This window comes from Mycolicibacter icosiumassiliensis, from assembly GCF_900078685.2.
In the GTDB taxonomy this organism is placed as follows: Bacteria; Actinomycetota; Actinomycetes; order Mycobacteriales; family Mycobacteriaceae; genus Mycobacterium; species Mycobacterium icosiumassiliensis.
This window is the reverse complement of the sequence record NZ_LT546166.1, coordinates 163,479-186,546: the sequence shown is the minus strand read 5'-3', so window position 1 is coordinate 186,546 and position 23,068 is coordinate 163,479. Positions and strand designations below refer to the sequence as shown.

General features: G+C 67.5%; 24 protein-coding genes, 1 tRNA gene and 1 pseudogene. 11 read left to right on the top strand and 15 right to left on the bottom strand.

Going from position 1 to position 23,068, the window contains the following annotated elements:
* Window positions 1–14: 14 nt before the first annotated feature.
* Together BN4346_RS24515 and BN4346_RS24510 are read right to left on the bottom strand one after the other, a co-directional pair.
* Window positions 15–800 (bottom strand): class I SAM-dependent methyltransferase, encoded by a 786-nt coding sequence (locus BN4346_RS24515; protein ID WP_067966944.1) that lies wholly within the window; start codon window positions 798–800, stop codon window positions 15–17.
* Window positions 801–887: 87 nt separating this feature from the next.
* Complete coding sequence (locus BN4346_RS24510) at window positions 888–2,486, bottom strand: amidohydrolase (RefSeq protein ID WP_067966941.1); 1,599 nt, start codon at window positions 2,484–2,486, stop codon at window positions 888–890.
* Between the two features lie 74 nt (window positions 2,487–2,560).
* Here BN4346_RS24510 and BN4346_RS24505 point away from each other — a divergent pair, with 74 nt between their 5' ends.
* Window positions 2,561–2,992, top strand: a complete 432-nt coding sequence (locus BN4346_RS24505; RefSeq protein WP_067966938.1) for a pyridoxamine 5'-phosphate oxidase family protein — start codon at window positions 2,561–2,563, stop codon at window positions 2,990–2,992.
* On the top strand, window positions 2,993–3,976 hold the full coding sequence (locus BN4346_RS24500) for an isopenicillin N synthase family dioxygenase (protein ID WP_067966933.1): 984 nt from the start codon (window positions 2,993–2,995) through the stop codon (window positions 3,974–3,976).
* Between the two features lie 36 nt (window positions 3,977–4,012).
* On the opposite strand, the gene BN4346_RS24495 is transcribed toward BN4346_RS24500, so the two are convergent.
* A tRNA-Tyr gene (locus BN4346_RS24495) sits at window positions 4,013–4,098 on the bottom strand.
* A 79-nt stretch (window positions 4,099–4,177) separates the two neighbouring features.
* Between BN4346_RS24495 and BN4346_RS24490 the strand changes: the two genes are divergently transcribed.
* Together BN4346_RS24490 and BN4346_RS24485 are read left to right on the top strand one after the other, a co-directional pair.
* Window positions 4,178–4,669 carry a YajQ family cyclic di-GMP-binding protein gene (locus tag BN4346_RS24490; protein ID WP_067966930.1) on the top strand — a complete coding sequence of 164 codons (492 nt, stop codon included), beginning with the start codon at window positions 4,178–4,180 and terminating at the stop codon, window positions 4,667–4,669.
* A gap of 37 nt (window positions 4,670–4,706) precedes the next feature.
* Window positions 4,707–6,191, top strand: a complete 1,485-nt coding sequence (locus BN4346_RS24485; protein ID WP_067967548.1) for a flavin-containing monooxygenase — start codon at window positions 4,707–4,709, stop codon at window positions 6,189–6,191.
* A gap of 1 nt (window position 6,192) precedes the next feature.
* Here BN4346_RS24485 and BN4346_RS24480 read toward each other — a convergent pair whose 3' ends face one another.
* The gene (locus BN4346_RS24480) at window positions 6,193–6,798 is read right to left on the bottom strand and encodes a TetR/AcrR family transcriptional regulator (RefSeq protein ID WP_067966927.1); all 606 of its coding nucleotides are present in this window, start codon (window positions 6,796–6,798) and stop codon (window positions 6,193–6,195) included.
* 25 nt (window positions 6,799–6,823) lie between these two features.
* Between BN4346_RS24480 and BN4346_RS24475 the strand changes: the two genes are divergently transcribed.
* Together BN4346_RS24475 and BN4346_RS24470 are read left to right on the top strand one after the other, a co-directional pair.
* Window positions 6,824–7,588 carry an SDR family NAD(P)-dependent oxidoreductase gene (locus BN4346_RS24475; RefSeq protein WP_067966922.1) on the top strand — a complete coding sequence of 255 codons (765 nt, stop codon included), beginning with the start codon at window positions 6,824–6,826 and terminating at the stop codon, window positions 7,586–7,588.
* A gap of 56 nt (window positions 7,589–7,644) precedes the next feature.
* Window positions 7,645–8,670, top strand: a complete 1,026-nt coding sequence (locus BN4346_RS24470) for an NAD(P)H-dependent glycerol-3-phosphate dehydrogenase (protein WP_067967544.1) — start codon at window positions 7,645–7,647, stop codon at window positions 8,668–8,670.
* Between the two features lie 84 nt (window positions 8,671–8,754).
* Here BN4346_RS24470 and BN4346_RS49820 read toward each other — a convergent pair.
* The 3 genes and pseudogenes from BN4346_RS49820 to grcC1 form a co-directional block, all read right to left on the bottom strand.
* A pseudogene (locus BN4346_RS49820) lies at window positions 8,755–9,084 on the bottom strand (type II toxin-antitoxin system HicB family antitoxin).
* Window positions 9,085–9,186: 102 nt separating this feature from the next.
* The gene (gene htpX, locus BN4346_RS24460) at window positions 9,187–10,035 is read right to left on the bottom strand and encodes a zinc metalloprotease HtpX (protein WP_067966919.1); all 849 of its coding nucleotides are present in this window, start codon (window positions 10,033–10,035) and stop codon (window positions 9,187–9,189) included.
* Window positions 10,036–10,108: 73 nt separating this feature from the next.
* Window positions 10,109–11,137: a nonaprenyl/(2E,6E)-farnesyl/geranylgeranyl diphosphat synthase gene (grcC1, locus tag BN4346_RS24455; RefSeq protein WP_167666192.1), complete on the bottom strand. Its 1,029-nt coding sequence runs from the start codon at window positions 11,135–11,137 to the stop codon at window positions 10,109–10,111.
* A 39-nt stretch (window positions 11,138–11,176) separates the two neighbouring features.
* On the opposite strand from grcC1, the gene menJ reads away from it, so the two are divergent.
* The 3 genes from menJ to BN4346_RS24440 all read left to right on the top strand — a co-directional run bounded on the left by menJ (window position 11,177) and on the right by BN4346_RS24440 (window position 13,598).
* Complete coding sequence (gene menJ, locus BN4346_RS24450) at window positions 11,177–12,400, top strand: menaquinone reductase (RefSeq protein WP_096867435.1); 1,224 nt, start codon at window positions 11,177–11,179, stop codon at window positions 12,398–12,400.
* A 65-nt stretch (window positions 12,401–12,465) separates the two neighbouring features.
* Entirely contained in the window at window positions 12,466–13,140 is a 675-nt protein-coding gene (locus BN4346_RS24445) for a class I SAM-dependent methyltransferase (RefSeq protein WP_067966917.1), read from the top strand.
* 14 nt (window positions 13,141–13,154) lie between these two features.
* Window positions 13,155–13,598 (top strand): nitroreductase family deazaflavin-dependent oxidoreductase, encoded by a 444-nt coding sequence (locus BN4346_RS24440; protein ID WP_067966915.1) that lies wholly within the window; start codon window positions 13,155–13,157, stop codon window positions 13,596–13,598.
* Window positions 13,599–13,608: 10 nt separating this feature from the next.
* Here BN4346_RS24440 and BN4346_RS24435 read toward each other — a convergent pair whose 3' ends face one another.
* Window positions 13,609–14,298, bottom strand: a complete 690-nt coding sequence (locus BN4346_RS24435) for a demethylmenaquinone methyltransferase (protein WP_067966912.1) — start codon at window positions 14,296–14,298, stop codon at window positions 13,609–13,611.
* 37 nt (window positions 14,299–14,335) lie between these two features.
* On the opposite strand from BN4346_RS24435, the gene BN4346_RS24430 reads away from it, so the two are divergent.
* Window positions 14,336–15,094: a DsbA family protein gene (locus BN4346_RS24430; protein WP_235653505.1), complete on the top strand. Its 759-nt coding sequence runs from the start codon at window positions 14,336–14,338 to the stop codon at window positions 15,092–15,094.
* Here the strand turns inward: BN4346_RS24430 and feoB are convergent.
* The 6 genes from feoB to BN4346_RS24400 form a co-directional block, all read right to left on the bottom strand.
* Window positions 15,069–16,982 carry a ferrous iron transporter B gene (feoB, locus tag BN4346_RS24425; protein ID WP_067966910.1) on the bottom strand — a complete coding sequence of 638 codons (1,914 nt, stop codon included), beginning with the start codon at window positions 16,980–16,982 and terminating at the stop codon, window positions 15,069–15,071. The two genes, BN4346_RS24430 and feoB, sit on opposite strands and share 26 nt — an antisense overlap.
* The gene (locus tag BN4346_RS24420) at window positions 16,979–17,260 is read right to left on the bottom strand and encodes a FeoA family protein (protein ID WP_078058403.1); all 282 of its coding nucleotides are present in this window, start codon (window positions 17,258–17,260) and stop codon (window positions 16,979–16,981) included. Before BN4346_RS24420 ends, feoB begins: the two co-directional genes overlap by 4 nt.
* A 175-nt stretch (window positions 17,261–17,435) precedes the next feature.
* Window positions 17,436–17,936 (bottom strand): ferritin, encoded by a 501-nt coding sequence (locus BN4346_RS24415; RefSeq protein ID WP_067966907.1) that lies wholly within the window; start codon window positions 17,934–17,936, stop codon window positions 17,436–17,438.
* A gap of 258 nt (window positions 17,937–18,194) precedes the next feature.
* Window positions 18,195–18,737, bottom strand: a complete 543-nt coding sequence (locus BN4346_RS24410; RefSeq protein WP_067966905.1) for a DUF3592 domain-containing protein — start codon at window positions 18,735–18,737, stop codon at window positions 18,195–18,197.
* Window positions 18,734–20,392 (bottom strand): 2-succinyl-5-enolpyruvyl-6-hydroxy-3-cyclohexene-1-carboxylic-acid synthase, encoded by a 1,659-nt coding sequence (gene menD, locus BN4346_RS24405; protein ID WP_067966902.1) that lies wholly within the window; start codon window positions 20,390–20,392, stop codon window positions 18,734–18,736. Before menD ends, BN4346_RS24410 begins: the two co-directional genes overlap by 4 nt.
* Before the next feature lie 10 nt (window positions 20,393–20,402).
* Window positions 20,403–21,233: an alpha/beta fold hydrolase gene (locus BN4346_RS24400; RefSeq protein WP_067966899.1), complete on the bottom strand. Its 831-nt coding sequence runs from the start codon at window positions 21,231–21,233 to the stop codon at window positions 20,403–20,405.
* 71 nt (window positions 21,234–21,304) lie between these two features.
* Between BN4346_RS24400 and BN4346_RS24395 the strand changes: the two genes are divergently transcribed.
* Window positions 21,305–21,994: a sensor domain-containing protein gene (locus BN4346_RS24395; protein ID WP_235653503.1), complete on the top strand. Its 690-nt coding sequence runs from the start codon at window positions 21,305–21,307 to the stop codon at window positions 21,992–21,994.
* Between the two features lie 96 nt (window positions 21,995–22,090).
* Here the strand turns inward: BN4346_RS24395 and BN4346_RS24390 are convergent, their stop codons facing one another.
* The gene (locus BN4346_RS24390; RefSeq protein ID WP_067966892.1) at window positions 22,091–23,056 is read right to left on the bottom strand and encodes an o-succinylbenzoate synthase; all 966 of its coding nucleotides are present in this window, start codon (window positions 23,054–23,056) and stop codon (window positions 22,091–22,093) included.
* Window positions 23,057–23,068: the final 12 nt, after the last annotated feature.

The window sequence follows — 23,068 nt, the reverse complement described above, 5'->3', positions numbered from 1 at the left end:
TCATGGCAAGCCGGTCAGGCGGGCTTGGCGGCAATCACCTCGATAGCGGCCATGTTGTTGCGGTGGCGACGGAATGTTGCGCGCATGTTGAGCACCCGGGCTCGCGCGTCGGAATCGCGCAGCACGTTGACCACGAACCGCAACGCCCCGAACAGGCCCTCGTCGGCGATCAATCGGCGCGGCTCCAGTAGGGCCATCGGCGCATAGGAGATGTTCTCCACGGTGAAGCCGGCCTCGGTGAGCAACTCGGTCCACTCCGCGGCGGTCAGCGGCCGGGCGTTGACCTTGATGGAGCGGGCCAGCGCGGTGCGGACCTCATCCTTGACGGCCTCGGGCACGTCGGCGGGCTGCAGCACCATCTCGTGAATGGCGTAGCGACCTCCCGGCCGCAGCACCCGGAAAGCCTCCGCGATGATGTCGGCCTTGTGCGCGTTGGTCTGCATGGTCAGCATCGCTTCGCCGATGACGACGTCGGCGCTGTCGGCCTCCAGGCCGGTCTTCGACGCCTCGCCGGTGACCACCCGGCCCCGTTCACCGACCACCGACCGGACCACGCCGGCGGCGTTCTCGTCGGCCTCGACGCCGGTGTAGGTGCCGGGGCCGCTGCGCAGGATCTCTTTCGCGGTGCGGCCCAGGCCGGGTGCGAGTTCCACGACGTCGGCGCCGGCCAGCTGCGCATCGGCCAGCATCCGGTGGGTGAGTCCGAGCCCGCCGGGGCGCAGCACCCGTTTGCCCAGCCGGGCGAACAGCCAGTGGCCGGGCAGATCAGCGGTTTTGCGGTCGGGCATCGGCAAGCTCATGCAAGGAAGGTTAGCCTTACCACCGTTGAGCTACCAGAGGCCTTTGGACCCCTATTTCTCCTCTAAATGGCCTCATGGCCTCTCTTCTCAGTACACCTGGCGGCCGGCCAGGAACGTAGCGCGTACGTCAAGCTCGGCGATCGCTTCCGGGGCGACGGCGCGGGGGTCCGCGGAAAGCACCACCAGGTCGGCATACTTGCCCACCTCCAGCGAGCCGATCACCTCGTCGGCGAACAGCTGCCAGGCCGCATCGAGGGTCTGCGCCCGGATCGCCTGCTCGACGGTGAGCCGCTCATCGGGGGCCAAGATCCGCCCGCTGGGCGCGCGCCGCGTGGCGGCGACGCTGATATTGCGCAACGGCTCCTCGGGAGTGACCGGCGGATCGTTGTGCAGCGAGATACGCATACCCGCCGCGACGGCCGAGGCCGCCGGCATCCACCGCGCGCCGTGTTCCTGCCCGAACAGCCCGTCGACCAGAACATCACCCCAGTAGTGCAGCTGGTCGACGAACAGGCTGCACGTGACGCCCAGCGCCGCGGCCCGGCGCAGCTGCTCGGGGCGGATAGCGCCGACGTGTTCGAGCCGCAACCGGTGATCGGGGCGCGGGTGTCGACGCAGCACGTCCTCGTAGACGTCGAGGATGGTGTCGACCCCGTTGTCGCCGTGCACATGGCACGCCATCTGCCAGCCGCGCGGGAAGTACGCCTCGACGATGCGGCTCAGCTGTTCGCCGGTGTAGTTGGCGTGGCCGCAGGATCCCGGTTGGACGCCGATGGTGCGGGTGGCCTCGGTGTCCAGATACGGGAACGACAGGTCGATGTTGCCGATCCACGGTGAACCGTCCACCCAGATCTTGATGCCGACCTGGCGCAGCATGTCGTCGCCGTCCCCCGGCGACGCATCGGTGCGCAACTCCGGGTTGGAGATCTCGTAGGTGCGCAGTCGCACCGTCAGTTCGTCGCGCATGTGTTGCACCAACGGCTGGAAATGCGGCGAGAACGCCATCTCCGAACAGGTGGTCAGCCCGGCCCGGTTGAGCCGCGCGCATTCGGCACGCAACATCGCCGGGGAATCGCCGGGCAGCATCGCCTTGCCCAGCAACGGAATGAGTGCGGCGGTCTCTTCCGCGGTGCCATCCAGTTCGCCGGCGCCGTCGCGGCCGTATTTGGCACCGGTCGGGTCGGGGGTGTCGCGATTCAGCCCGGCCTGCCGTGCGGCGACGCTGTTGAAGTACGCCTTGTGACCCGAGTTGTGCACGATCACCAGCGGGCTGTCGGGGGCGACGCCGTCCAGCCAGGCCACGGTGGGTTCGGGCAGGCCCGGCTGCAGTAGCTGGTCCCAGCCGACCGCGTACGCCCCCTCGGCGCCGCGCGCGGCAACCTCGTTGCGAACCAGATCCACCACAGCGTCGGCGTCGGTCAGGGTGACCGGCCGGATGTCGAGCATCCGGTCCGACAGCACGACCGACTCCATCAGGGGATGGCCGTGGGCTTCGACGAAGCCCGGCAACACGCAGCCGTCGCCGATGTCGAACACCTGGGTTTCGGGGCCGATGAGCGCGTCCACGTCTTTGCGGTCACCGACCGCGACGATGCGCCCATCTTTGACAGCCAGTGCCTCGGCAGTCGGTTGCGCGTCGTTGACCGTGAGTATCGTGCCGGTGACAACGAGGTCCGCTGCGGGCATTGTGGGCTCCTTGTCGGCAGGTGTCGCCGGAGTGTAAGTGGAATAGCGAAGCGTCCACCGCTGTTCGAGCCGATATGCCTAAAGCCTTCACAGAGTCCGAGCGTCAGCAGTTTCTCGCCGACAAGCACATCGCGGTGTTGTCCGTCGCCGCCACCGATGGCCGGCCCCCGGCCAGTGTCCCGATCTGGTACGACTACACCCCCGGTGGCGACATCCTGGTCAATACCGGTGCCGGCCGGCGAAAGGCCAAGCTGATCGAGCAGGCCGGGGTGGTGACGCTGGTGGTGCAGCGCGAAGAGCTGCCCTACCAGTACGTAGTTGTCGAAGGCACCGTGGTCGGTGCGGCCACGCCGGCCCCGTTGCCGCAGCGCGAGGCCATCGCGATTCGCTACCTGGGCGACGAGGGCGGCAGGGCTTTCGCGGCCAATATGGACGGCGCTTCCAGTGTGCTGTTCACCATCCGCCCCGACCGCTGGCTGACCGCTGATTTCTCCGGCGATCTGTAGATGCTGCCCGTGCTTGACCTGGCCGACGCCGATACCGATACGGCGGCGTTTCGCCTGGCGTTACGGGAGGCCACGCACACCTGCGGCTTCTTCTACCTCACCGGCCACGGCCTAGCCGACCAGCAGATCACCGAGATCCTTGAGCTGGCCCGGCAGTTCTTCGAGCTGCCCGAGGCGGAGAAGAACCAGATCAGCCAGTTGAAAAGCCCGCAGTTCCGGGGCTATTCACGCCTGGGCGGCGAGCTGACCAACGGTCGCGTCGACTGGCGCGAGCAGATCGATATCGGCCCTGAACGCCCCGCGCTACCCGACGCACAGGGGTACTGGCACCTGCAGGGCCCGAACCTGTGGCCCGTGCGGCCCGCCTCTTTCCGCTCGGCATTCGAAGCGTGGGACCGGTCGCTGTCCTCGGTGGGGCTGCAACTGCTCCGGCACTGGGCGGCGTCGCTGGGGGCCGCCGAGGACCTGTTCGACGAGGCCTTCGCAGCGTCGCCGGCAACGCTGATCAAGATCGTCCGCTATCCGGCGAGCTCCGATTCCGGCCAGGGCGTCGGCGCCCACAAGGACTCGGGCGTCTTGACCCTGCTGCTCGTCGAGCCGGATTCCGAAGGCCTTCAAGTAGCGATATCGCCTGGCGACTGGGTCGATGTTCCCCCGATGGCCGGTGCGTTCATCGTCAATATCGGCGAACTGCTCGAAGTCGCGACCGGCGGCTACCTGCGGGCCACGCGGCACCGGGTGCGCTCGCCTCAACCCGGCACTGACCGGATCTCCATCCCGTACTTCCTCAACCCGGCACTGGATGCCGCCGTGCCGCGTATCACTCTGCCGGCTGAGCTAGCCGCCCTGGCGCGGGGCGTCGAGACCGATCCGGACAACCCCATCTTCGACACCTACGGCGAGAACGCCTGGAAGTCACGTACTCGGGCCCACCCCGACGTCGCCGAACTGCACCACGGGATCACGCCGGCCAGTTCTCCGTGAAAACAATCAGGCCCCCCCGAAAGGGGGCCTGACCTGTGGTGGCAGGTACAGGATTCGAACCTGTGTAGGCTTCCGCCGACGGATTTACAGTCCGCTCCCATTGGCCGCTCGGGCAACCTGCCGTAGTGCGCCTAGCAGAGTACAACGAGGATGTACCTCAGACACAAACGGCCAGCACAACTCGAAGGGAGGACAGGTCTCGTGGCGGACTCATCGTTCGACATCGTCAGCAAGGTCGACCGGCAGGAGGTCGATAACGCCTTGAACCAGGCCGCCAAGGAGTTGGCCACCCGGTTCGACTTCCGCGGCACCGACACCACCATCGCCTGGAAGGGCGAGGAGAACATCGAGCTGGTCAGCTCCACCGAAGAGCGGGTCAAGGCCGCCGTCGACGTGTTCAAGGAGAAACTGATCCGCCGCGACATCTCGATGAAGGCGTTCGATGCCGGGGACCCGCAGCCGTCGGGCAAGACCTACAAGGTCAGCGGCAGCCTCAAGCAGGGCATCGACGCCGAGCACGCCAAGAAGATCAACAAGCTGATCCGCGACGAGGGTCCCAAGGGCGTCAAGTCCCAGGTCCAAGGCGACGAAATCCGGGTGTCGTCGAAGAAGCGCGACGACCTGCAGGCGGTCCAGGCGCTGCTCAAGGGCGCCGACCTGGACGTGGCCTTGCAGTTCGTGAACTACCGGTAACCGGTACCGCTGGTCCGACCGCCGCTCGGTGCTTAGGCTGGGGCTCGTGACTACCGAAGAGGTCGTGGACGTCGTCATCATCGGAGCGGGCATCTCCGGTATCGGCGCGGCGTACCGCATCGCCGAACGCAACCCCGGCACCAATTACGTCATCCTGGAACGGCGTGAGCGCATCGGCGGGACCTGGGACTTGTTCCGCTACCCCGGGGTGCGCTCGGACAGCAGCATCTTCACGCTGTGCCTGCCGTATGAACCCTGGACCCGGCGCGAACGGGTCGCCAACGGCGACGAGATCCGCGACTACCTGACCGACACCGCGCGCAAGCACGGCATCGACGAGCACATTCGGTTCAACCACCACGTCACCGCGGCCGATTGGGATTCGGCGACCGATACCTGGACGGTGACGGCGGACGAGAACGGAACCCAGCGGACCTACCGCGGCCGGTTCGTGTTCTTCGGCTCCGGCTACTACAACTACGACGAGGGCTATACCCCGGACTTCCCGGGATCTGAAACGTTCGCGGGGACGCTGGTGCACCCCCAGCACTGGCCCGAAGATCTGGACTACACCGACCAGAAGGTGGTGGTGATCGGCAGCGGCGCCACCGCGATGTCACTGGTCCCGGCGTTGGCCGAGCACGCCGGCCACGTGACCCTGCTGCAGCGCACCCCGACGTATCTGATCTCGGCGAGCATGTATAGCCGTTTCGTTGATGTGGTCACAAAGCTGTTGCCCCGCAAGTTGGCTCACCCGATCATCCGGTTCGTGCTGGCCCTGTTCGAGGGCTACGTCTGGTTCCTGGCCCGCAAGACTCCCCGGCTGTTGAAGCGGATCCTGCGTCGCACGGCCGTACAGAATCTGCCCCCGGGTTACGCCGTGGACACTCATTTCAAGCCGCCGTATGAACCGTGGGACCAGCGACTGTGTCTGATTCCCGACGCTGACCTCTACGCCGAGATCAGCGCCGGGCGAGTCGAGATGGTCACCGACCGGATCGACCACTTCGACGCCACCGGGGTCGCCTTGCAGTCCGGGGCGCATCTGGATGCCGACATCATCGTCACTGCCACTGGCTTACAGTTGCAGGCGCTCGGCGGGGTGCGGATCAGCTTGGACGGCAACGAGATCAAGTCCACCGACCGATTCGTCTACAAGGCGCACATGCTCGAAGACGTGCCGAACCTGTTCTGGTGCGTCGGCTACACCAACGCCTCCTGGACGCTGCGTGCCGACATCACCGCCCGAGCCACCGCCAAACTGCTGGCGTACATGGCTTCTCGCGGCTACACCCACGCCTACCCGCATCTGGGCGATGAACCGATGGCCGAGAAGTCGGCGTGGGACATCCAGGCCGGCTATGTGCTGCGGGCGCCGCATGCGCTCCCGCGGTCAGGCACCAAGCGGCCCTGGAATGTCCGGCAGAACTATTTCGCCGACGCCCTGGACTTCCGGTTCGACCAGATCACCGAATCGATGGTGTTCGGACGAGCCGGGGAGCCGATACCGCTGGCCGGTTAGGTCAGGCCTCGGCGCGGAGCGCCGCGATGCCACGGTCCAGGGCGGCCTCCAAGAAGCTGAGGTCGCCGGTGGCGAGCAGGATGCCGACGCCGCCCTGGATGCCCGCCAAGAGGGCGGCTGCCGCCGAATCGGCGTCGATACGCGCCGCCATCTTGCCGCCCTGCTGCATCGCGCGGATTCCTGTCGCGATCTCGGCGTGCCACTGCCGGATCAGCGACGAGGTGACCGCTTGGGCCGCCTGCGTGGTCCGCCCGAGTTCGGACATCAGCACCGCCAGCGGGCAGTGCTGACCTTGGCGGCGGTAGCGATCGACCACGGCGTCGCGCCAGCGCTGCCAGGCCGCCCAGGACGTGAGCTCACCCAGGTAGGGCTGCTGATCGGCCAGCACCCGCGCGGCCTCGTGTTCGGCCACCGCGAGCAGCAGTTGCTCCTTGCCGCCGGGAAAGTAGTGGAACAGCTGACTCTTGGACGTCTGGGTGCGCGCCCTGATGTCATCGAGGGTGGTGGCCGATACCCCGGTGGTGCGGATCTCGGCGGCGGCGCCCTCGATGATCCGCCACCGGGTGGCCGCCCCTTTGCTCGTTAGTTTCTGGACTTGCGGGTCCATTTTGATAGGCGCACTATCTGGACTCATGAGTCCAAACAGTACGCGGCTTGCGGGCCGCACAGCATTGATCACCGGTTCTACCGCCGGACTGGGGGCCGGCATCGCCACCGCTTTGGCCGAAGCCGGAGCATCGGTCCTGGTCAGCGGGCGCGATCCGAAACGCGGCGACGACGTCGTGCGGCGCATCGAATCGGCGGGCGGTCAGGCGGCGTTCATCGGCGCTGATCTGGGCGCCGGCGGGGCCGAGGTCACCCGACTGGCCGCCGAGGCGACAGCCGCCGCCGGAGGTCCGCTCGACATCCTGGTCAACAACGCCGCCATGATCCTGATGCCGTCGCCCACCGCGGAGGTTCCCGAGGAACAGATTCGCGACGCGTTCGCGATCAACGTGTTCGCCCCGTTCCTGCTGACCGGTGCGCTGGCGCCCGCCATGGCGCAGCGCGGCAGCGGCGTGATCGTCAACGTCGGTTCGATCAGCGGGCTGATCGGCTCGGCGAATTCGGCGCTGTACAGCGCGACCAAGGCCACCGTCCACTCGCTGTCCAAGTCGTGGGCCGACGAATACGGCCCCTCGGGTGTGCGCGTCAATACCGTTGCCCCCGGACCGATCCGGACCGAACGCAACGCGGAGTTCGAAGAGCATGTGGCGCCGGTGTTGGCCCGGATCCCCTCGCGACGGATGAGCACCGTGGCAGAGGTTGCGGCCGCCGTGGTGTTCCTGGCCAGTGACGACGCCGCCAACATTCACGGCGCCACACTGTCGATCGACGGAGGCTGGTCCGCCGTTTAGGCGACATGTTCACAAACCGCCAGTGCGGTGGCGACGACGGCAATACGCTGTCGCTCATGCCTGCTGCTACTCGTACACCCAATGTCGTCGTGCTCGGAGGCGGATCGTTCGGTACCACGGTGGCGTCCATCTGCTCGCGCCGGGCACCGACGCTGCAATGGGTGCGATCGGAAGCGACCGCCGCCGACATCAACGACAACCACCGCAACAGTCGCTACCTCGGTAACGACGTGGAACTCAGCGACACCCTGCGCGCCACCACCGATTTCGCCGAAGCCGCGCACTGCGCCGACGTCGTCGTGATGGCCGTACCCTCACACGGTTTCCGGGGCGTGCTCGAAGAACTGGCCGTCGAACTGCGCCCCTGGGTGCCGGTGGTGTCGCTGGTCAAGGGCCTGGAACAGGGCACCAACATGCGGATGTCGCAGATCGTCGACGAGGTGCTGCCCGGTCATCCGGCCGGCATCCTGGCCGGCCCCAACATCGCCCGCGAAGTCGCCGAGGGATATGCCGCGGCGGCGGTGCTGGCCATGCCCGACCCGGGTCAGGCCTGCGAGCTGGCATCACTGTTCCGCACCAAGCGATTCCGGGTGTACACCACCGACGACGTGGTCGGGGTCGAGATGGCCGGCGCACTGAAGAACGTGTACGCGATCGCGGTCGGGATGGGCTACTCGCTGGGGATCGGCGAGAACACCCGGGCCATGGTGATGGCGCGTTCGGTACGCGAGATGTCCAAGCTCGGCGAGGCAATGGGCGGAGCCCGCGACACCTTCGCAGGTCTGGCCGGAATGGGCGACCTGATCGTCACCTGCACCAGCCAGCGCAGCCGCAACCGCTACGTCGGCGAACAACTGGGCTCCGGGAAGACGATCGACGAGATCATCGCGTCGATGAACCAGGTGGCCGAGGGCGTGCGGGCCGCCAGCGTGATCATGAAGTTCGCCGCACAGTACGGGCTGAGCATGCCGATCGCCCGCGAGGTCGACGGCGTGATCAACCACGGCTCCACGGTGGAGCAGGCCTACCGCGGGCTGATCGCCGAAACTCCCGGGCACGAGGTGACCGGCTCCGGGTTCTGACTCCGGGGCCGGCCGTCACAGGCGTCACTTTCGCACCTCCGGAGGAAGGGTGAGATGAGTTCAAATCGGATAGCACTGGCGATATCACCAGTCCAGCAGGCCACTCACCGGCCGGTCGGCCAACTTCTGCACGATCCAGTGGTTCATCGAGACATGCTGATCGGCGGCCTCGACGGCGAGCCGGGCATGCAGCGACGGTGAGGTCCGCACCAGGAATGTGCCGCTGAAGGTCGGTCCGTGATCGGAGCCGGTACATCTTCACCTTCGCACTCGGCCAGGTACTCGTCGCTCGACACCGGCGATCGCCTCCCGCAGCGTCGGCGCCCACTGCTTCAGGAATGGCAGTTCGAGGCAGCGGCCGACGTATTCGTCGTGCTCGCGCGACCATTCGGCGCGATAGGTGTAGTGGTTCATGCCCGGTAGTAGCGCATGCGCTATCCGATTCGTGCATACATCTATCCCCAGGCCCAGGGGCGGAAGTGGCGGGTGAGACGGCCGGGGCGCGGGAGGCCCGTTCTACCCCCTGGCCATGTCCTCCAGGCGCCGAATCCGGTCGGCCATCGGGGGGTGGGTGGCGAACAGCTGACCGACCTTCTCCCCCGCGCGGAACGGGTTGGCGATCATCAGATGCGACTGGCTGGCCAGTTCCGGCTCGGGCGGCAGCGGGGCGAGTTCCACACCATCGGAGATCTTGCGCAGCGCGGACGCCAGCGCCAGCGGGTCACCCGAAAGCACAGCGCCGGATTCGTCGGCCTGGTATTCCCGCGACCGCGACACGGCCATCCGCACCACCGAGGCCGCCAGCGGCCCCACCAAGGCGACCAGCAGCATCGCCAGCGGGTTCCCATCGCGGCGGTTGCCCATGAACATCGCCATGTTGGCCAAACCGGTGATCACCGAGGCCAGTGCACCGGCCACACACGAGATCAGGATGTCGCGGTTGTACACGTGCGACAGCTCGTGGCCCAGCACCGCGCGCAGCTCACGCTCGTTGAGCAGCCGCAGGATTCCGCTGGTGCAGCACACCGCGGCGTGGCGCGGGTTGCGGCCGGTGGCGAAGGCGTTGGGCGCGTTGGTGTCGCTGACGTACAACCGGGGCATCGGCTGGTGGGCGGTAGTGGCCAGCTCCCGCACAATCCGGTAGATCTCCGGTGCCTGCACCTCGGTTACTGGCTGGGCGCGCATCGCCCGCAGTGCCAGCTTGTCGCTGTTGAAGTAGGTGTAGGCGTTCATCCCCACGGCGAACAGCACCGCCACCCACATCATCTGCGGTCCGAACGCCCGGCCCACCAGGACGATCAACGCCGACATCACGAACAGCAGAACGAACGTCTTCGCCGTGTTGTGGTGCGGATGCCAGGTCATCGACTTCCTCCTTGGAGAACGACCATCGTGCTCATTAAACGCTGCCGCGGTCGCACGAGTTCCGCAATCGTGGTCAGCCGTGTCGAGTGACGGTGTAGTCAACCAGGCTGGCCAACGCCGCCCGCCCGACGCAGTCGGGTAGCGCAGCTAGCTCCGCGCGGGCCTGCGCGGCGTACTCGGCCACCGTCTGCTTGGCCTTGACCATGCCGGCCGACGCCCGCAGCAGCCCCAGCGCCTCCTCGACCGCCGCGTCCTCGGTGACCGGGCCGGCCAGCAGCACGCGCAGCCGCTCGGCGTCGGCGCCCGGCTCCTGCAGCGCGTAGAGCACCGGCAGCGTGTGCACGCCCTCGCGCAGATCGGTGCCGGGCAGCTTGCCGGACTCATCGGGGTCGGAATCGATGTCGATGATGTCGTCGGAGATCTGGAAGGCGGTGCCCACGATCCCACCCAAGCGGGCCAGTCGCTCGATCTGGTCGTCGTCGGCACCGGAGAACGTTGCACCGAAGCGGCCCGACGCCGCGATCAGGCAGGCCGTCTTCTCGTAGACGACCTTGAGGTAGTGCTCGACGGCGGCTGCGCCATCCGCCGTACCCTGCGCTGGACCGCGGGTCTCGCGCATCTGTCCGGTCACCAACTGGGCAAAGGTCTCGGCGATGATCCGCACCGCATCCGGTCCCAGCCGCGACACCAGGCGTGAGGCGGTGGCGAACAGGTAGTCACCGGCCAGGATCGCGATGTTGTTGCCCCACCTCGCGTTGGCACTGGGCGCCCCACGGCGGATCTGTGCCTCATCCATCACATCGTCGTGGTACAGCGTGGCCAGGTGCACCAGTTCGATCACCGCACCGGCCACCGTCACCTGCCAGGCGTCCGGCTCGGGCCCCAGCTGGGCCGACAGCACCGTGAACAGCGGCCGGAACCGCTTGCCGCCGGCGTCGAACAGGTGGGTCACGGCCTCGGTCATGAGGCTGTCGCTGCCGCGCAATTCGGTGTCCATCAGCTCTTCGATGCGTGCCACCCCGTCGCGGACATTGGCCGCGAACGCCGGGTCGCCCAGGCCGCCGAAATCCAACCCCGCCACCACACTCGCCGGTGTCCTCACGGCTCCAACATACTGGTCAGTGTGAGTTCCAGCGCTGACATGGTGGCCGATGTGGTGATAGTCGGCGCCGGACCGGCCGGATCGGCGGCTGCCGCCTGGGCCGCGAGGGCGGGTCGCGACGTCCTGGTGGTCGACACGGCCACCTTCCCCCGGGACAAGCCGTGCGGCGACGGTCTGACCCCGCGCGCAGTCGAGCAGTTGGAATTGTTGGGGCTCGGCGAGTGGCTGGACAGCCATATCAGGCACCGGGGCCTGCGGATGGCCGGGTTCGGTGGCGAGGTAGAGGTGGACTGGCCCGGCCCGTCATTCCCGTCCACCGGCAGCGCCGCGCCGCGCACTGAACTCGACGAACGGATCCGCAAGGTCGCCGAGGAGTCCGGTGCCCGAATGCTGTTGGGCAGCAAGGCGGTCGGTGTCCATCACGACTCGTCCGGGCGGGTGCGTTCGGTGGCGCTGGCCGACGGCACCGAGGTGGCCTGCCGGGCGCTGATCGTCGCCGACGGGGCCCGCTCCACACTGGGCCGCGTGCTGGGCCGCCAGTGGCACCAGGAGACGGTGTACGGGGTGGCTGCGCGCGGATATCTGGCCTCGCCGCGCAGCGACGAACCGTGGCTGACGTCGCACCTGGAACTGCGATCCCCCGACGGGGCGGTGCTGCCGGGCTACGGCTGGATCTTCCCGCTGGGCAATGGCGAGGTGAACATCGGCGTGGGCGCGCTGGCCACCGTGAAACGCCCCGCCGACGTGGCGCTGCGACCACTGATGTCCTACTACGCCGATCTGCGTCGCGACGAGTGGGGTTTCGACGGCCCGGTGCGTGCGCCGGCCAGCGCGCTGCTGCCGATGGGCGGCGCGGTGTCGGGGATCGCCGGGCCGAACTGGATGCTGATCGGCGACGCCGCGGCCTGCGTCAACCCGCTCAACGGCGAGGGCATCGATTACGGCCTGGAGACCGGGCGGCTGGCCGTAGAACTCCTGGAGAACGCGGGCGACGCCGACCTTTCCCAGGCCTGGCCGGAGTTGCTGGCCGCCCACTACGCCCGTGGATTCTCGGTGGCCCGACGGCTGGCGCTGCTGCTGACCTTCCCCCGATTCCTGCCGGCCACCGGTCCGCTGGCGATGCGCTCCTCGATGCTGATGCGGGTGGCGGTGCGGGTGATGGCCAACCTGGTCACCGACGAGGACGCGGACTTCGTGGCGCGAGCGTGGCGTGGCGGGGGCCGGATGTCCCGGCTGATCGACCGCCGCCGCCCGTTCTGCTAGCCCCGGCCCGTTGGAGATATATCAACGTCGTTGACATATATCAGGAGCATTGCTATACCGGAGTGATGAGCGATTCATTGGATTTCCAGTTCGACGCCGCATACCGGGGCGAATCCGAGCAGATGGGCTTGGGCGCCAAACCACCGTGGAGCATCGGGGAGCCCCAACCCGAGCTGGCGACGCTGATCGAACAGGGCAAATTTCACGGCGACATCCTCGACGTCGGCTGCGGCGAGGCCGCCATCTCGCTTTATCTGGCCGCACAGGGCCACACCACCGTCGGCCTCGACATGTCGCCCACCGCCATCGACCTGGCCCGCCAGGAAGCGGCCAAGCGCGGGTTGGCCAACGCCACCTTCGAGGTCGCCGACATCAGCAACTTCTCCGGCTATGACGGTCGCTTCGGCACCATCGTCGACAGCACGCTGTTCCACTCGATCCCGGTGGAGGCCCGCGAGGGCTACCAGCGCTCGATCGCGCGCGCCGCTGCCCCCGGGGCGTCGTACTTCGTGCTGGTCTTCGACAAGGCCGCCATCCCCGAAGGCCCGCCGTTCGCGGTGACCGCCGACGAGCTGCGCGAGGTGGTGTCGAAGTACTGGGTGATCGACGAGATCAAGCCGGCCCGCCTGCACGCGGTGTTCCCCGGCGAATTCCCCGGATTCGGCGGCGTTCCGCTGCGCGATGAACCCGGCGGCCGCAAGTCGGCCGCGGGCTGGCTGCTCTCGGCGCACCTGGGCTGACCAGGAGCGTCGCCATGAGTGACCCGAAGCCGCCGCGCTGGCTCAAGCCGGTCAACAAGGTGATGATCGGCCTGCAGAAGCTGGGCATCCCGATGGGCCCGCCGATGGTGTTGACGGTGCCCGGCCGCAAGTCCGGTCAACCGCGCAGCACCCCGATGACACCGTTCACCCTCGACGGTCAGCTCTACACCGTGGCGGGATTCCCCAACGCCGACTGGGCACTCAATGCCCGGGCGGCCGGCTCGGGCACGCTGCGCCACGGCCGCAAGGTACGGCCGGTACGCATTGTGGAGCTGTCACCCGAGTCGGCACGCCCGGTGCTGCGGGAGTTCCCGGTGCAGGTGCCCGTCGGCGTCCGTTTTCTCAAGCAGGCCGGCCTGGTCCAACGCGGCACGCCCGAGGAAGTCGAGGCGCTCGCCGGACGCATTTCGGTCTTCCGGTTCGACCCGGTTACCTAGGCCGAGCGACCTACAACGGCTTGCGCCCGGAGTGCAGGGCGACGATGCCGCCGGTGAGGTTGCGCCAGCTCACCTCCGACCAGCCCGCCGCGGTGATCCGCTCGGCCAGCGCTGCCTGATCCGGCCAGGCGCGGATCGATTCGGCGAGGTAGACGTAGGCCTCCGGGTTGCTCGACACCGCGCGTGCCACCGCCGGCAGCGCCCGCATCAGGTACTCCTTGTAGGCGGTGGCGAACACCGGCACGGTCGGGGTGGAGAACTCGCAGACCACCAGCCGGCCACCGGGCCTGGTCACCCGGGCCATCTCCCGCAGGCCAGTCGCGTGGTCGACGACGTTGCGCAGCCCGAAACTGATCGTGACCGCGTCGAACACGCCGTCGTCGAAGGGCAGCTTGGTGGCGTCGCCGGCGACCTTGGGCACGTCACGGCCGGCGCCGGCGGCCAGCATGCCGACCGAGAAGTCCGCAGCCACGCACCACGCGCCAGATTTCGCGAGTTCGACCGTGGACACCGCGGTGCCGGCCGCCAGGTCGAGCACCTTCTCCCCCGGCTGCAACCCGAGTGCCTTGCGAGTGGCCCGGCGCCAGGATCGGTCTCGCCCCAGCGACAGCACCGTGTTGGTCAGGTCGTAGCGGCGGGCGACGCCGTCGAACATCGACGCCGCCGCGCGGGGGTCTTGGTCCAGGCTGGCGGGGCTCACCGGGTCGACGCTACCCGCCTCCGATAGGGTTGCTGGAATGCGGTCTTGGCTGGGCACATTGGCAGTATTGATGACATTCGGCGGGGTTTTGACGGCTCCGGCGACAGCCGACCCCGATGCGCCCGGCGGTTCAGCGAGCCTCGACGGAGGAGAGGCGAAGCTGGGACCGGCGCACGAACCCGGCGGTTCAGCGAGCCTCGACGGAGGAGAGGCGAAGCTGGGACCGGCGCACGAACCCGGCACGGCATGGAGCGCCGATCACTTCGGCGTGCTGGTCGGAGCGGCCTCCGCCCCGGTGCAGCTGGAGATCTTCTGCGACCCGCAGTGCTCCGAGTGCGCGAAGTTCGAGGCGGCCTCCGGCGGCGACCTGAGCCGGCACCTGGCCGCCGGCGACGTCGCAATGACCTACCGGTGGATGACGTTTCTGGATGCCCGCCGCAAAAACGACACCTCCGCGCGGGTCGGCAACGCACTGATGGCGGCGGCCGATCCGGCCACCTCGGCGGCGACCTACCAGGCGTTCGTGAACGGCCTGTACCTCAAGGGCGGCACGCCGAGCATCGAGGACATCGCCACCACCGCCCGCGAGAGCGGTCTTCCCGCCCACGTGGTGGACCTCATCGCCTCCGGGCAGCCGGTCGTCGACACCACGTCGATGAACGCCTTCAACCGGGTCCAGCTGTTGGCGGCCAACCCGCAGAATCCCGGGACCCCGACGGTTTACGACGTCACCTCCAAAACCGTGGTGGACACCGAAGACGCCGACTGGCTCATGCGCCTACGCCGATCGCAATAGACCGGGCCGCCAACGCCATCAACCACGCGACGGCGAACAGGTAACCGAACGCGAAGCCCGGCCACCGCCACGAGTTGGTCTCGCGGCGCATGGCGGCGACGGTCGACATGCACTGCAACGCGTACACGAAATACGCCAGCAGTGCGACGACCGTCGGTGCGGTCAACACCTTCTGGCCGCGCCCGTCGGTCATGCCGGTCAGCGCTTGACCGGGGTCGCCCGGGTTCGCCGACGACGACACCTGACCCAGTGTGGAAACGAAGACTTCGCGCGCCGACAGGGCGCCGACCAGAGCCACGTCGATCCGCCAGTCGAACCCGAGTGGTCGAAACACCGGCTCGATGGCCCGGCCGGCGTCGGCGGCATAGCTGTGCTCCATCACGTAAGCGGTCGCGCCGGCGCGGGAGAGGTCCGCGGTCTGCGTCTGGCGTGTCGGCAGGTTGAGCATCGCCCACAGCACCAGGGAAGCCGCCAGGATGATGGTCCCGGCCTTGCGCAGGAAAACCTTCGCCGCACTCCACATGGCGATCAGCACCGCCTTGCCGGACGGGAATCGGTACGGGGGAAGCTCCATGGTGAACGGCAGCAGATCGCTGCGCAGGATCGTCGACTTGACAACGCGCGCGGCGATCAACGCCGAGATCCCGCCGCAGAGGTACAGCAGGAACATCGTGACACCCTGGCCGTTGAGGCCCCACCAACGGGCCTGCGGCGTGACCAGCAGACTGACCAGCAGGGTATACACCGGCAGCCGCGCCGAACAGGGCATCAGCGGTGCGGTGATGATGGTGGCGATCCTGTCGCGGGACGACGGCAGGGTACGGGTGCTCAGAATGCCCGGGACCGCGCAGGCGAACGACGACAGCATCGCCACGAACGCGCGGCCTTCCAACCCGGTCGTGGCCATCACCCGGTCCATCAAGAACGCTGCGCGCGACATGTAGCCGATATTCTCCAGCAGCGCGATCAGTAAGAACAGCAACACAATCTGCGGGATGAACTGTAGGACGGTACCGACGCCGGCGATCACTCCCCGCGCGAGCAGGCCCGCCACCGCCGAGTTGCCGATATGTTCGGTAACCTGCCCGCTCAGCCAGCCGAGTCCCTGTGCGATCCGATCCTGCACGGGTTCACCGACGACGAATACGATCTGGAAGAACACAAACATCGCCGTGAAGAAGACGACCGTTCCCCACAGCGGATGCAAGACCAGCCGGTCAATCCGGTTGGTGCGTCGATCCGGTTGCGGGGCAAGATAATTGGCCGCGCCGAGTATCGACTTGCCCCAAGCGTCGACGGTGTCCGGGTCAGACGGGGGCAGCAGCGGTGGACGCTGCCACCGCTCGACCGACCCCAGCTGCGCGCGCAGGCCGTCGACGCCCGCACCGCGGTGCGCGACCACGACGCTGACCGGGATCCCCAACGCCAGCGCCAGGGCATCGGTGTCGATCCGCCCGCCGCGAGCCGTCAACTCGTCACCCATCGTGAGTACCAGCAGGCAGGGCAGGTTGAGCCGGAGCACTTGGGCCACCAACGTTATCGAGCGACGCAGGGTGGTCACGTCAGCCACCAGCACGACCGCATCAGGTTTGCCGGTGTCATCCAGTTCACCGATCAGCCTATCGGTCACCACCTTCTCGTCCGCGCTGATCGGGTCGAGGCTGTAGGTGCCGGGCAGGTCTTCCACTGCGATCGCAACGCCACCTACCTTCGTGATACCGCCACTGCGTCCGACGGTGACGCCCGGATAGTTGCCGGTCTTTGCCCGCAGCCCGGTCAGCTGGTTGAAGAGACTGGTTTTTCCGGCGTTGGGACAGCCGACCAGTGCAATCCGTCGGATGCCCGTGACATCAGCAGCACCGTCACCGTCGGCGTGGCAGGACGTCATCGCTGGGTGTCCGCGACGACGTCGATCAACCGCGCCTCACGGCGACGGATACACATTTCGGTGTCCGCAACCCGGTAGATCGTCGGATCACCCAGTGGGGCCCGCCGGATCACGTCGACGCGGGCATCTTGCCGAAAACCCAGCTGCCGGAGCCTTCCCACCACGACAGGATCCGCCTGCGGAGCCATTCCGACGATCGTCGCCCGCTGGCCCGGTTCCAGCCGGGCAAGCGCGACCACCGAATCGGGTGAATGCGATTCTTGGTCTCGACGATCCATCAGTGTCCTAGGTCGAATGGCCGGCAACCGAAGCGACCTACGCCTTCAGCGGCAATGGCATCAAGGTCCGGCGGGCCAGGCCGCCGCCGGCGGTCGCGGCGATCATGAGTGTCGGCACCGCCGCCCGGGTGGGGCCGGCGGTGCCGACAGGGTTAGTGGACAGTTGCCAAGTGGTTTAGGAGTTGATGTCCCGGGCGACGAATTCCTCGAGGTCGAACAGATTGTCTCCGGCGCGTTCGGCGACGTTCAACAGCGTGATCATCACCGCCTCTTCTTCGACCTGCTCGCCGAGGAACCACCACATCAGCTGCTCGCCGAGGTAGTCGCCTTCTTCGCGGGCGGTAGCCGCCAACGCGCTGACCTGTTTGGTGACCACGCGCTCCAGGTCCAGCGCCAATGCGATCGCCTCCCGGGGAGTGTCGAACTGGTTGCGCACCTCGTCGGTTCCCGGGATCTGGACTCCGAAATCACGATCGATGAAATACTGCACAATTTTCATCGCGTGCTCGCGCTCCTCACCGGCATGCCGGTAGAAGTATTTCGCCAGCTGCGGCAGATCGTCATTGTCGAAATATACGGCGATCGCAGTGTATTGCTGAACCACCGTGAATTCGTGACGGATCTGCTCTTGCAGCAGCTGATGGAACTTTGTCTCGATTGCGTTGTGTTTGGTCATGGCGTGCACGTTAGCGCAGATCAAAATGGGTCCGCAACGAAGGCGATACTCACGCAGGAGAGCCATTCCTAAGTAATGTAGACCTATCTTAAAGAATGGCGGAATGCATTTTTTGAGACCAACAATGGATAGGTTTTCCTAGGTAAAGTAAGGCTTGTATTACGAATGGCAGCGGTAGCGTTTGCGTTGAAAACCGGCCACGACTACTCCCGCAAAATCTCGACAAGCTCGTTGATCGCAGCCAAGACTTCGGGAGCCTCAGCCCCCAGGGTGGTGACCAGCCGCAGCCCAGCGTCGTTCCAGGGCACCCAGCCCCGCCAGTGCCGCGATCCCGACCAGCCAGGCGACCACCGCCACCGACCCGGCCGGGATGATCGCCAGCACCGCGGTGCGGTGCTGGACCCGCACCAGGTCCGGGTCGGCCTTGTCGTATTCGACGTAGATCCGCATCCCGGTTGCCAATTCGGACGGATACAGCACCCCCAGCTCGGGACGGTAGGTGATCCGTTCCGGGGTGACGAACTCGATGGTGGAGCGCCGAAAGCCCGCGTTGAGGACCTCAGCTTCGGCGACCCCCATGTCGCGCCCGATAGTGATGTCGTTGCGCCAGGCCCCGGCCACCAGCAGCACCGACTGCAGCGTCACCAGCGCCACCAGGATCAGCACGCCTTTCCGTGCCCAGCGCAGCGCACGCCCGGCCCGGGTGCCCGGGGCAATCGCACCGTTACCGTGAATCAAGCTGCGCAACAGCGGTTTAAGCGGCTTGGAGAACTTAGTGGAGTTATGGTCGGGCGACTTCACAAGGCGGCCCTGATGGCGGCATGCAATGTCCGCAACGACGACCGGTCGGCTTTGACCTCGAGCACCCGCACACCGTCGGCGGGCTCGGCAAGCGCGGCGGGCAGCGCGTCGACCTCGATTTGCCGAGATTCGACGTGATAGGCACGGCACAGCGCGCCGACGTCGACGTCATGCGGGGTGCCGAAGATCCGCGACGACACGTCGGCGAATCGCGGATCACCCTGTTCGAGCAGCTCGAAAATGCCGCCGCCGTTGTCGTTGGAGACCACGATGGTCAGCTCTCGCGGTGTCGGCTCGGTGGGGCCGATCAGCAGCCCTGAGCTGTCGTGGACGAACGTCAAATCCCCGATCAGGGCGATGGTGCGGCCGTCGGGGTTGTCCCGCTCGTGTGCGAGCGCAGCGCCGATCGCGGTGGACACCGTGCCGTCGATACCGGCAACGCCGCGGTTGGACCGCACGGCGACGTTCCGGACGCCCTCGATGTTGCCCAAACCGACCAGCGCGGCGTCGCGCACCGGATTGGAGGCGCCCAGCACCAACTGATCGCCGGGGCGCAACGCGTCGGCGACGGCCGCGGCGACGTGCAGGCCGGTGGTGAGCGGGTGCGCCGCCAGCTGCTCACGCACCGCGGCGCAGGCGTGGGCGTTCAGCTCCGCACAGCGCCGCAACCAGGCTGGATCCGGCGCACCGGAGGTGACGGCCCGGGTGCCGGTGGCCTGCGAATTGCCGGACACGTCCGGCCAGCGCGGCCCGGTGGTCAGCGCGTATACCGGCACCGTCGGATCAGCCAGCAACGCCGACACCGGGCGGTGCAGGGTGGGCCGGCCCGCCATGATGACCTGCTGCGGGCGCAGCAGCGGCAACACCAGCGGATGCAGCGGGTTCTGCGGCACCGGGGCCGTGGGTTCGGCGACAGTGGGCAGCTCGGCCAGGTTCGGATGCGTTCCGGCGCCGTGCCCGGCGATCACCACGGTGTCCGGAGTCAGGTCGATGTCCAGCGGCTGATCGAAGCTGACCGGCGGGGTATAGGTCCAGGGGCGCCCGTCCGGGCGGCCCGCGGGCTCCGACGGCCGATCTGACTTGGGATCCGGCACCAGCGGCTCCCGCAGCGGAATGTCGAACTGCACGGGACCGGCGTTGGCGGTGCGAGCTCCGGTGGCGGCCACCAAGACTCGGCACACGGCCGAGCGCCAGGTGGCGTTCTGTGCAGCCATCTGCTCCGGGGCGGCTGTGCTGGCCAGGCCCAGGCTGATGGCGGCGCGTACCTGGGTGCCGAAGTAGCCGAGCTGCTCCATGGTCTGGTTGGCGCCGGTGCCCAGCAGCTCATACGGCCGGTTGGCGCTCAGCACGATCAACGGCACCCGCGCGTAGTTGGCCTCCACCACGGCTGGCCCCAGGTTGGCCACTGCGGTGCCCGACGTCATCGCCACGCATACCGGCGCCCCGGCGCTCACCGCCAGTCCGATCGCCAGATACCCGGCGGTGCGTTCGTCGATGCGCACATGCAGGCGCAGGCGGCCGGCGCGGTCGGCGTCGTGCAGCGCGAACGCCAGCGGGGCGTTGCGCGACCCTGGGCACAGCACCACGTCGCGGACACCGCCGCGGATCAGCTCGTCGACGACGATGCGGGCCTGTGCCGTCGAGGGGTTGGTCATTGGTACGAGGTTAGTCGTGCGTCGGGGGCGGCGGCGTCCAGCGGAAGGGCTTGCCGTCGATCTCGGCGAGGAATTCCAAGGCGGCCTTGTTGACCTGGTCCGGCTTCTCGATGAAACCGAGGTGGCCGGCGTCGGCGATCTCCAGGTAGCGCGCGCCCGGGATGGCGTCGGCGACTTCGCGGCTCAGGTATGCCGGGGTGACGACGTCGTCGGAGAAACCGATCACCAGTACCGGCGCGGTGATGTTGGCGTAGGCGGGCAGCCGGTTGGTCAGCGGCGCTACGTCGAGTTGGCAGCGCAGGCCCGGGGTGTTCTTTACCGGCCACATGGTGAACATCGCGATCCAGTCTTTGATCGCCGCATCGTCGCTGAGTGTCTTGGGTGAAAAGCTTTCCAGCAGTCGCACTTTGGCTTCGTACTCGGCGGGCAGCTCGATACCGGATCCGGCGAGTTTCACCTCCGCGGAGTAGAAGAAGTCGCGTGCTCGGTCGTGGCGACCGCGGGTGGCCATCAAGACGGCGGACGTCACCAATTCAGGACGCGCCAGCATCAGCTCCTGGGCGATGAACGCGCCCATCGAGACCGCGACGATCCGGACCGGGCCGACGTTCAGCGCTTCGATCAGCTGCGCGGTGTCGGCCACCATGGTTTCGGTGGTGAATCCCGAGGCGTTCTCGGTGGCGCCGATACCGCGGTTGTCGAAGGTGATCGGGCGGTACCGGGCGAGCTGGAAGTCGCGCACCTGGTGCAGATGCCAGCCGCGGCCGGCTCCACCACGTCCGGCGATGAACAGAACCGGGTCGCCATCCTGATTACGGTCGTCGTAAGCGAGGTTGGTCACGGATGTGAAGGTACGCGCCCCGCCGACGCCTTATGGTGTCAGGATCGCAAACGGCGCAGCGGGGGACGGTGATGCGGAGACGGACCGCGGGGTTGGCTTGCACGCTGGTGCTGGCCTGCGCGGTGACGGCCGCCTGTTCGCGGGTGACCGGCGGCCTGGCGGTGCCGGCGGACCACGACGGACCCCGGCCGGTGGCCGCGTCGATGCTGCCGGATCTGCTCCTGGAGGCCACCACCATCGGCGACATCATGGGCTCCCCCCGCATGCGGGTCAAAGACTCCCGGTCTCGGATGTTCGATGCCGGCCATCAATTCCCCGACCGCGACTGCCTGCCGGCGTGGATGCCCGTCGAGCGGTCGGTGTACGCCGACACCGACTGGACCGCGACGGTCGTTCAGACCCTGACCGAGAGCGCACTGGACCATTTCGTGATCCAGGCGGTAACGGTGTTCGCCACCCGTGGCGATGCGCATGGCTTCTTCGACGCGACCGCCCGGCGCTGGAGTCTCTGCGGCGAGCGGACATTCGCCACCAGTAAAGACGGCTACGCCGACACGCCATGGACGTTCGACACGGTTGCCGACGTCGACTCCACGGTGTGGATGACCCAGCACCAGGATGACAGTGCCGGCTGGTCGTGTCAGCGGGCACTGCGGGTGGCCAACAACGTCGCGATCGACGTGCTGGCGTGCAAGCTCTACGTCAGCGACGAGGCCGTCACGATCGCCAACGGGATCGACGCGCGACTGCCCAGCGTGTGAGCTTGTGACGGCAGCCGGCCCGAGAACGCTCCGAGTGTGCGGTTTAGCAGGTAATTGGCCGATTTTGCCCACCAAACCGCACACTCGAGGAACGCTTCAGCGGGCAGCCAACAGTCCATGGCATGCCTTGACCCGGTCGATCCACCACTGGCGCCGTTGCGGCGAAGCGGCCAGGGCGTGCAGCCGGGCGGGGTCCGGAACCACGGGCTGGACCGGCAGGTAGCCGTCCTTTTGCGGCGGTGTCTCGGCTGGATCCGTCACGTCGTCGACGAACAGCGATCCGGTACCCAGCCCGCAGGCGTGCCGCAGGTCCGACAATGCGGCGGCGGCCCGCAGACCGGTTGCGATTCCGACCGCCGAGTCGATCGCGCTGGAGACCACCACCGGGATTCCGATCTGGTCGGCGATCCTCAGCAGCGCCGAAATACCGCCCAGCGGTGCAACTTTCAGCACCGCGATATCGGCTGCGCCGGCTCTGGTAACGGCCAGCGGATCTTCGGCCTTGCGGATGCTCTCGTCGGCGGCGATCGGGGTGTCGATGCGGCGGCGCAGTTCGGCGAGTTCGGCGACGGTGGCGCACGGCTGGTCCAGATACTCCAACGAGCCCAGTGCCTTTGCCGCCTGCACCGCTTCTTCCACCGTCCAGCCGCCGTTGGCGTCGACCCGCACGGTGGGGATCAATTCCCGTACCGCGGCGACGCGCTTGACGTCGTCGGCCAGGCTCTGGCCGGGTTCGGCGACTTTGACCTTGGCCGTCTTCGCGCCGGGGAATCGCGCCAGCACCTCGGGCACGCGGCCGGCTTCGACGGCCGGCACCGTGGCATTGATCGGAATGCGGGTACGACGCGGTTCTGGTGGCTTGTGGTAGGCGCTCTCCAGCGCCGCGGCCAGCCAGTGCGCCGCCTCGGAAGGTTCGTATTCAACGAACGCGCCGAACTCTCCCCAGCCAGCCGGCCCATCGATCAGGGCCACTTCGCGCACGGTGATGCCGCGGAACCGTACCCGCATAGGCAGCGCCACCACATGCAGGCGGTCGAGGATGTCATCGAGTGGCGGCAGCATCGGTCTATGGTG

Bases quoted from the DNA above. Each gene is read 5' to 3' on its own strand.
- BN4346_RS24515 (WP_067966944.1), bottom strand. From the start codon at position 800: ATGAGCTTGCCGATGCCCGACCGCAAAACCGCTGATCTGCCCGGCCAC.
- BN4346_RS24510 (WP_067966941.1), bottom strand. From the start codon at position 2,486: ATGCCCGCAGCGGACCTCGTTGTCACCGGCACGATACTCACGGTCAAC.
- BN4346_RS24505 (WP_067966938.1), top strand. From the start codon at position 2,561: ATGCCTAAAGCCTTCACAGAGTCCGAGCGTCAGCAGTTTCTCGCCGAC.
- BN4346_RS24500 (WP_067966933.1), top strand. From the start codon at position 2,993: ATGCTGCCCGTGCTTGACCTGGCCGACGCCGATACCGATACGGCGGCG.
- BN4346_RS24480 (WP_067966927.1), bottom strand. From the start codon at position 6,798: ATGGACCCGCAAGTCCAGAAACTAACGAGCAAAGGGGCGGCCACCCGG.
- BN4346_RS24475 (WP_067966922.1), top strand. From the start codon at position 6,824: ATGAGTCCAAACAGTACGCGGCTTGCGGGCCGCACAGCATTGATCACC.
- BN4346_RS24470 (WP_067967544.1), top strand. From the start codon at position 7,645: ATGCCTGCTGCTACTCGTACACCCAATGTCGTCGTGCTCGGAGGCGGA.
- htpX (WP_067966919.1), bottom strand. From the start codon at position 10,035: ATGACCTGGCATCCGCACCACAACACGGCGAAGACGTTCGTTCTGCTG.
- menJ (WP_096867435.1), top strand. From the start codon at position 11,177: ATGGTGGCCGATGTGGTGATAGTCGGCGCCGGACCGGCCGGATCGGCG.
- BN4346_RS24445 (WP_067966917.1), top strand. From the start codon at position 12,466: ATGAGCGATTCATTGGATTTCCAGTTCGACGCCGCATACCGGGGCGAA.
- BN4346_RS24440 (WP_067966915.1), top strand. From the start codon at position 13,155: ATGAGTGACCCGAAGCCGCCGCGCTGGCTCAAGCCGGTCAACAAGGTG.
- BN4346_RS24430 (WP_235653505.1), top strand. From the start codon at position 14,336: ATGCGGTCTTGGCTGGGCACATTGGCAGTATTGATGACATTCGGCGGG.
- feoB (WP_067966910.1), bottom strand. From the start codon at position 16,982: ATGACGTCCTGCCACGCCGACGGTGACGGTGCTGCTGATGTCACGGGC.
- BN4346_RS24420 (WP_078058403.1), bottom strand. From the start codon at position 17,260: ATGGATCGTCGAGACCAAGAATCGCATTCACCCGATTCGGTGGTCGCG.
- BN4346_RS24415 (WP_067966907.1), bottom strand. From the start codon at position 17,936: ATGACCAAACACAACGCAATCGAGACAAAGTTCCATCAGCTGCTGCAA.
- menD (WP_067966902.1), bottom strand. From the start codon at position 20,392: ATGACCAACCCCTCGACGGCACAGGCCCGCATCGTCGTCGACGAGCTG.
- BN4346_RS24395 (WP_235653503.1), top strand. From the start codon at position 21,305: ATGCGGAGACGGACCGCGGGGTTGGCTTGCACGCTGGTGCTGGCCTGC.
- BN4346_RS24390 (WP_067966892.1), bottom strand. From the start codon at position 23,056: ATGCTGCCGCCACTCGATGACATCCTCGACCGCCTGCATGTGGTGGCG.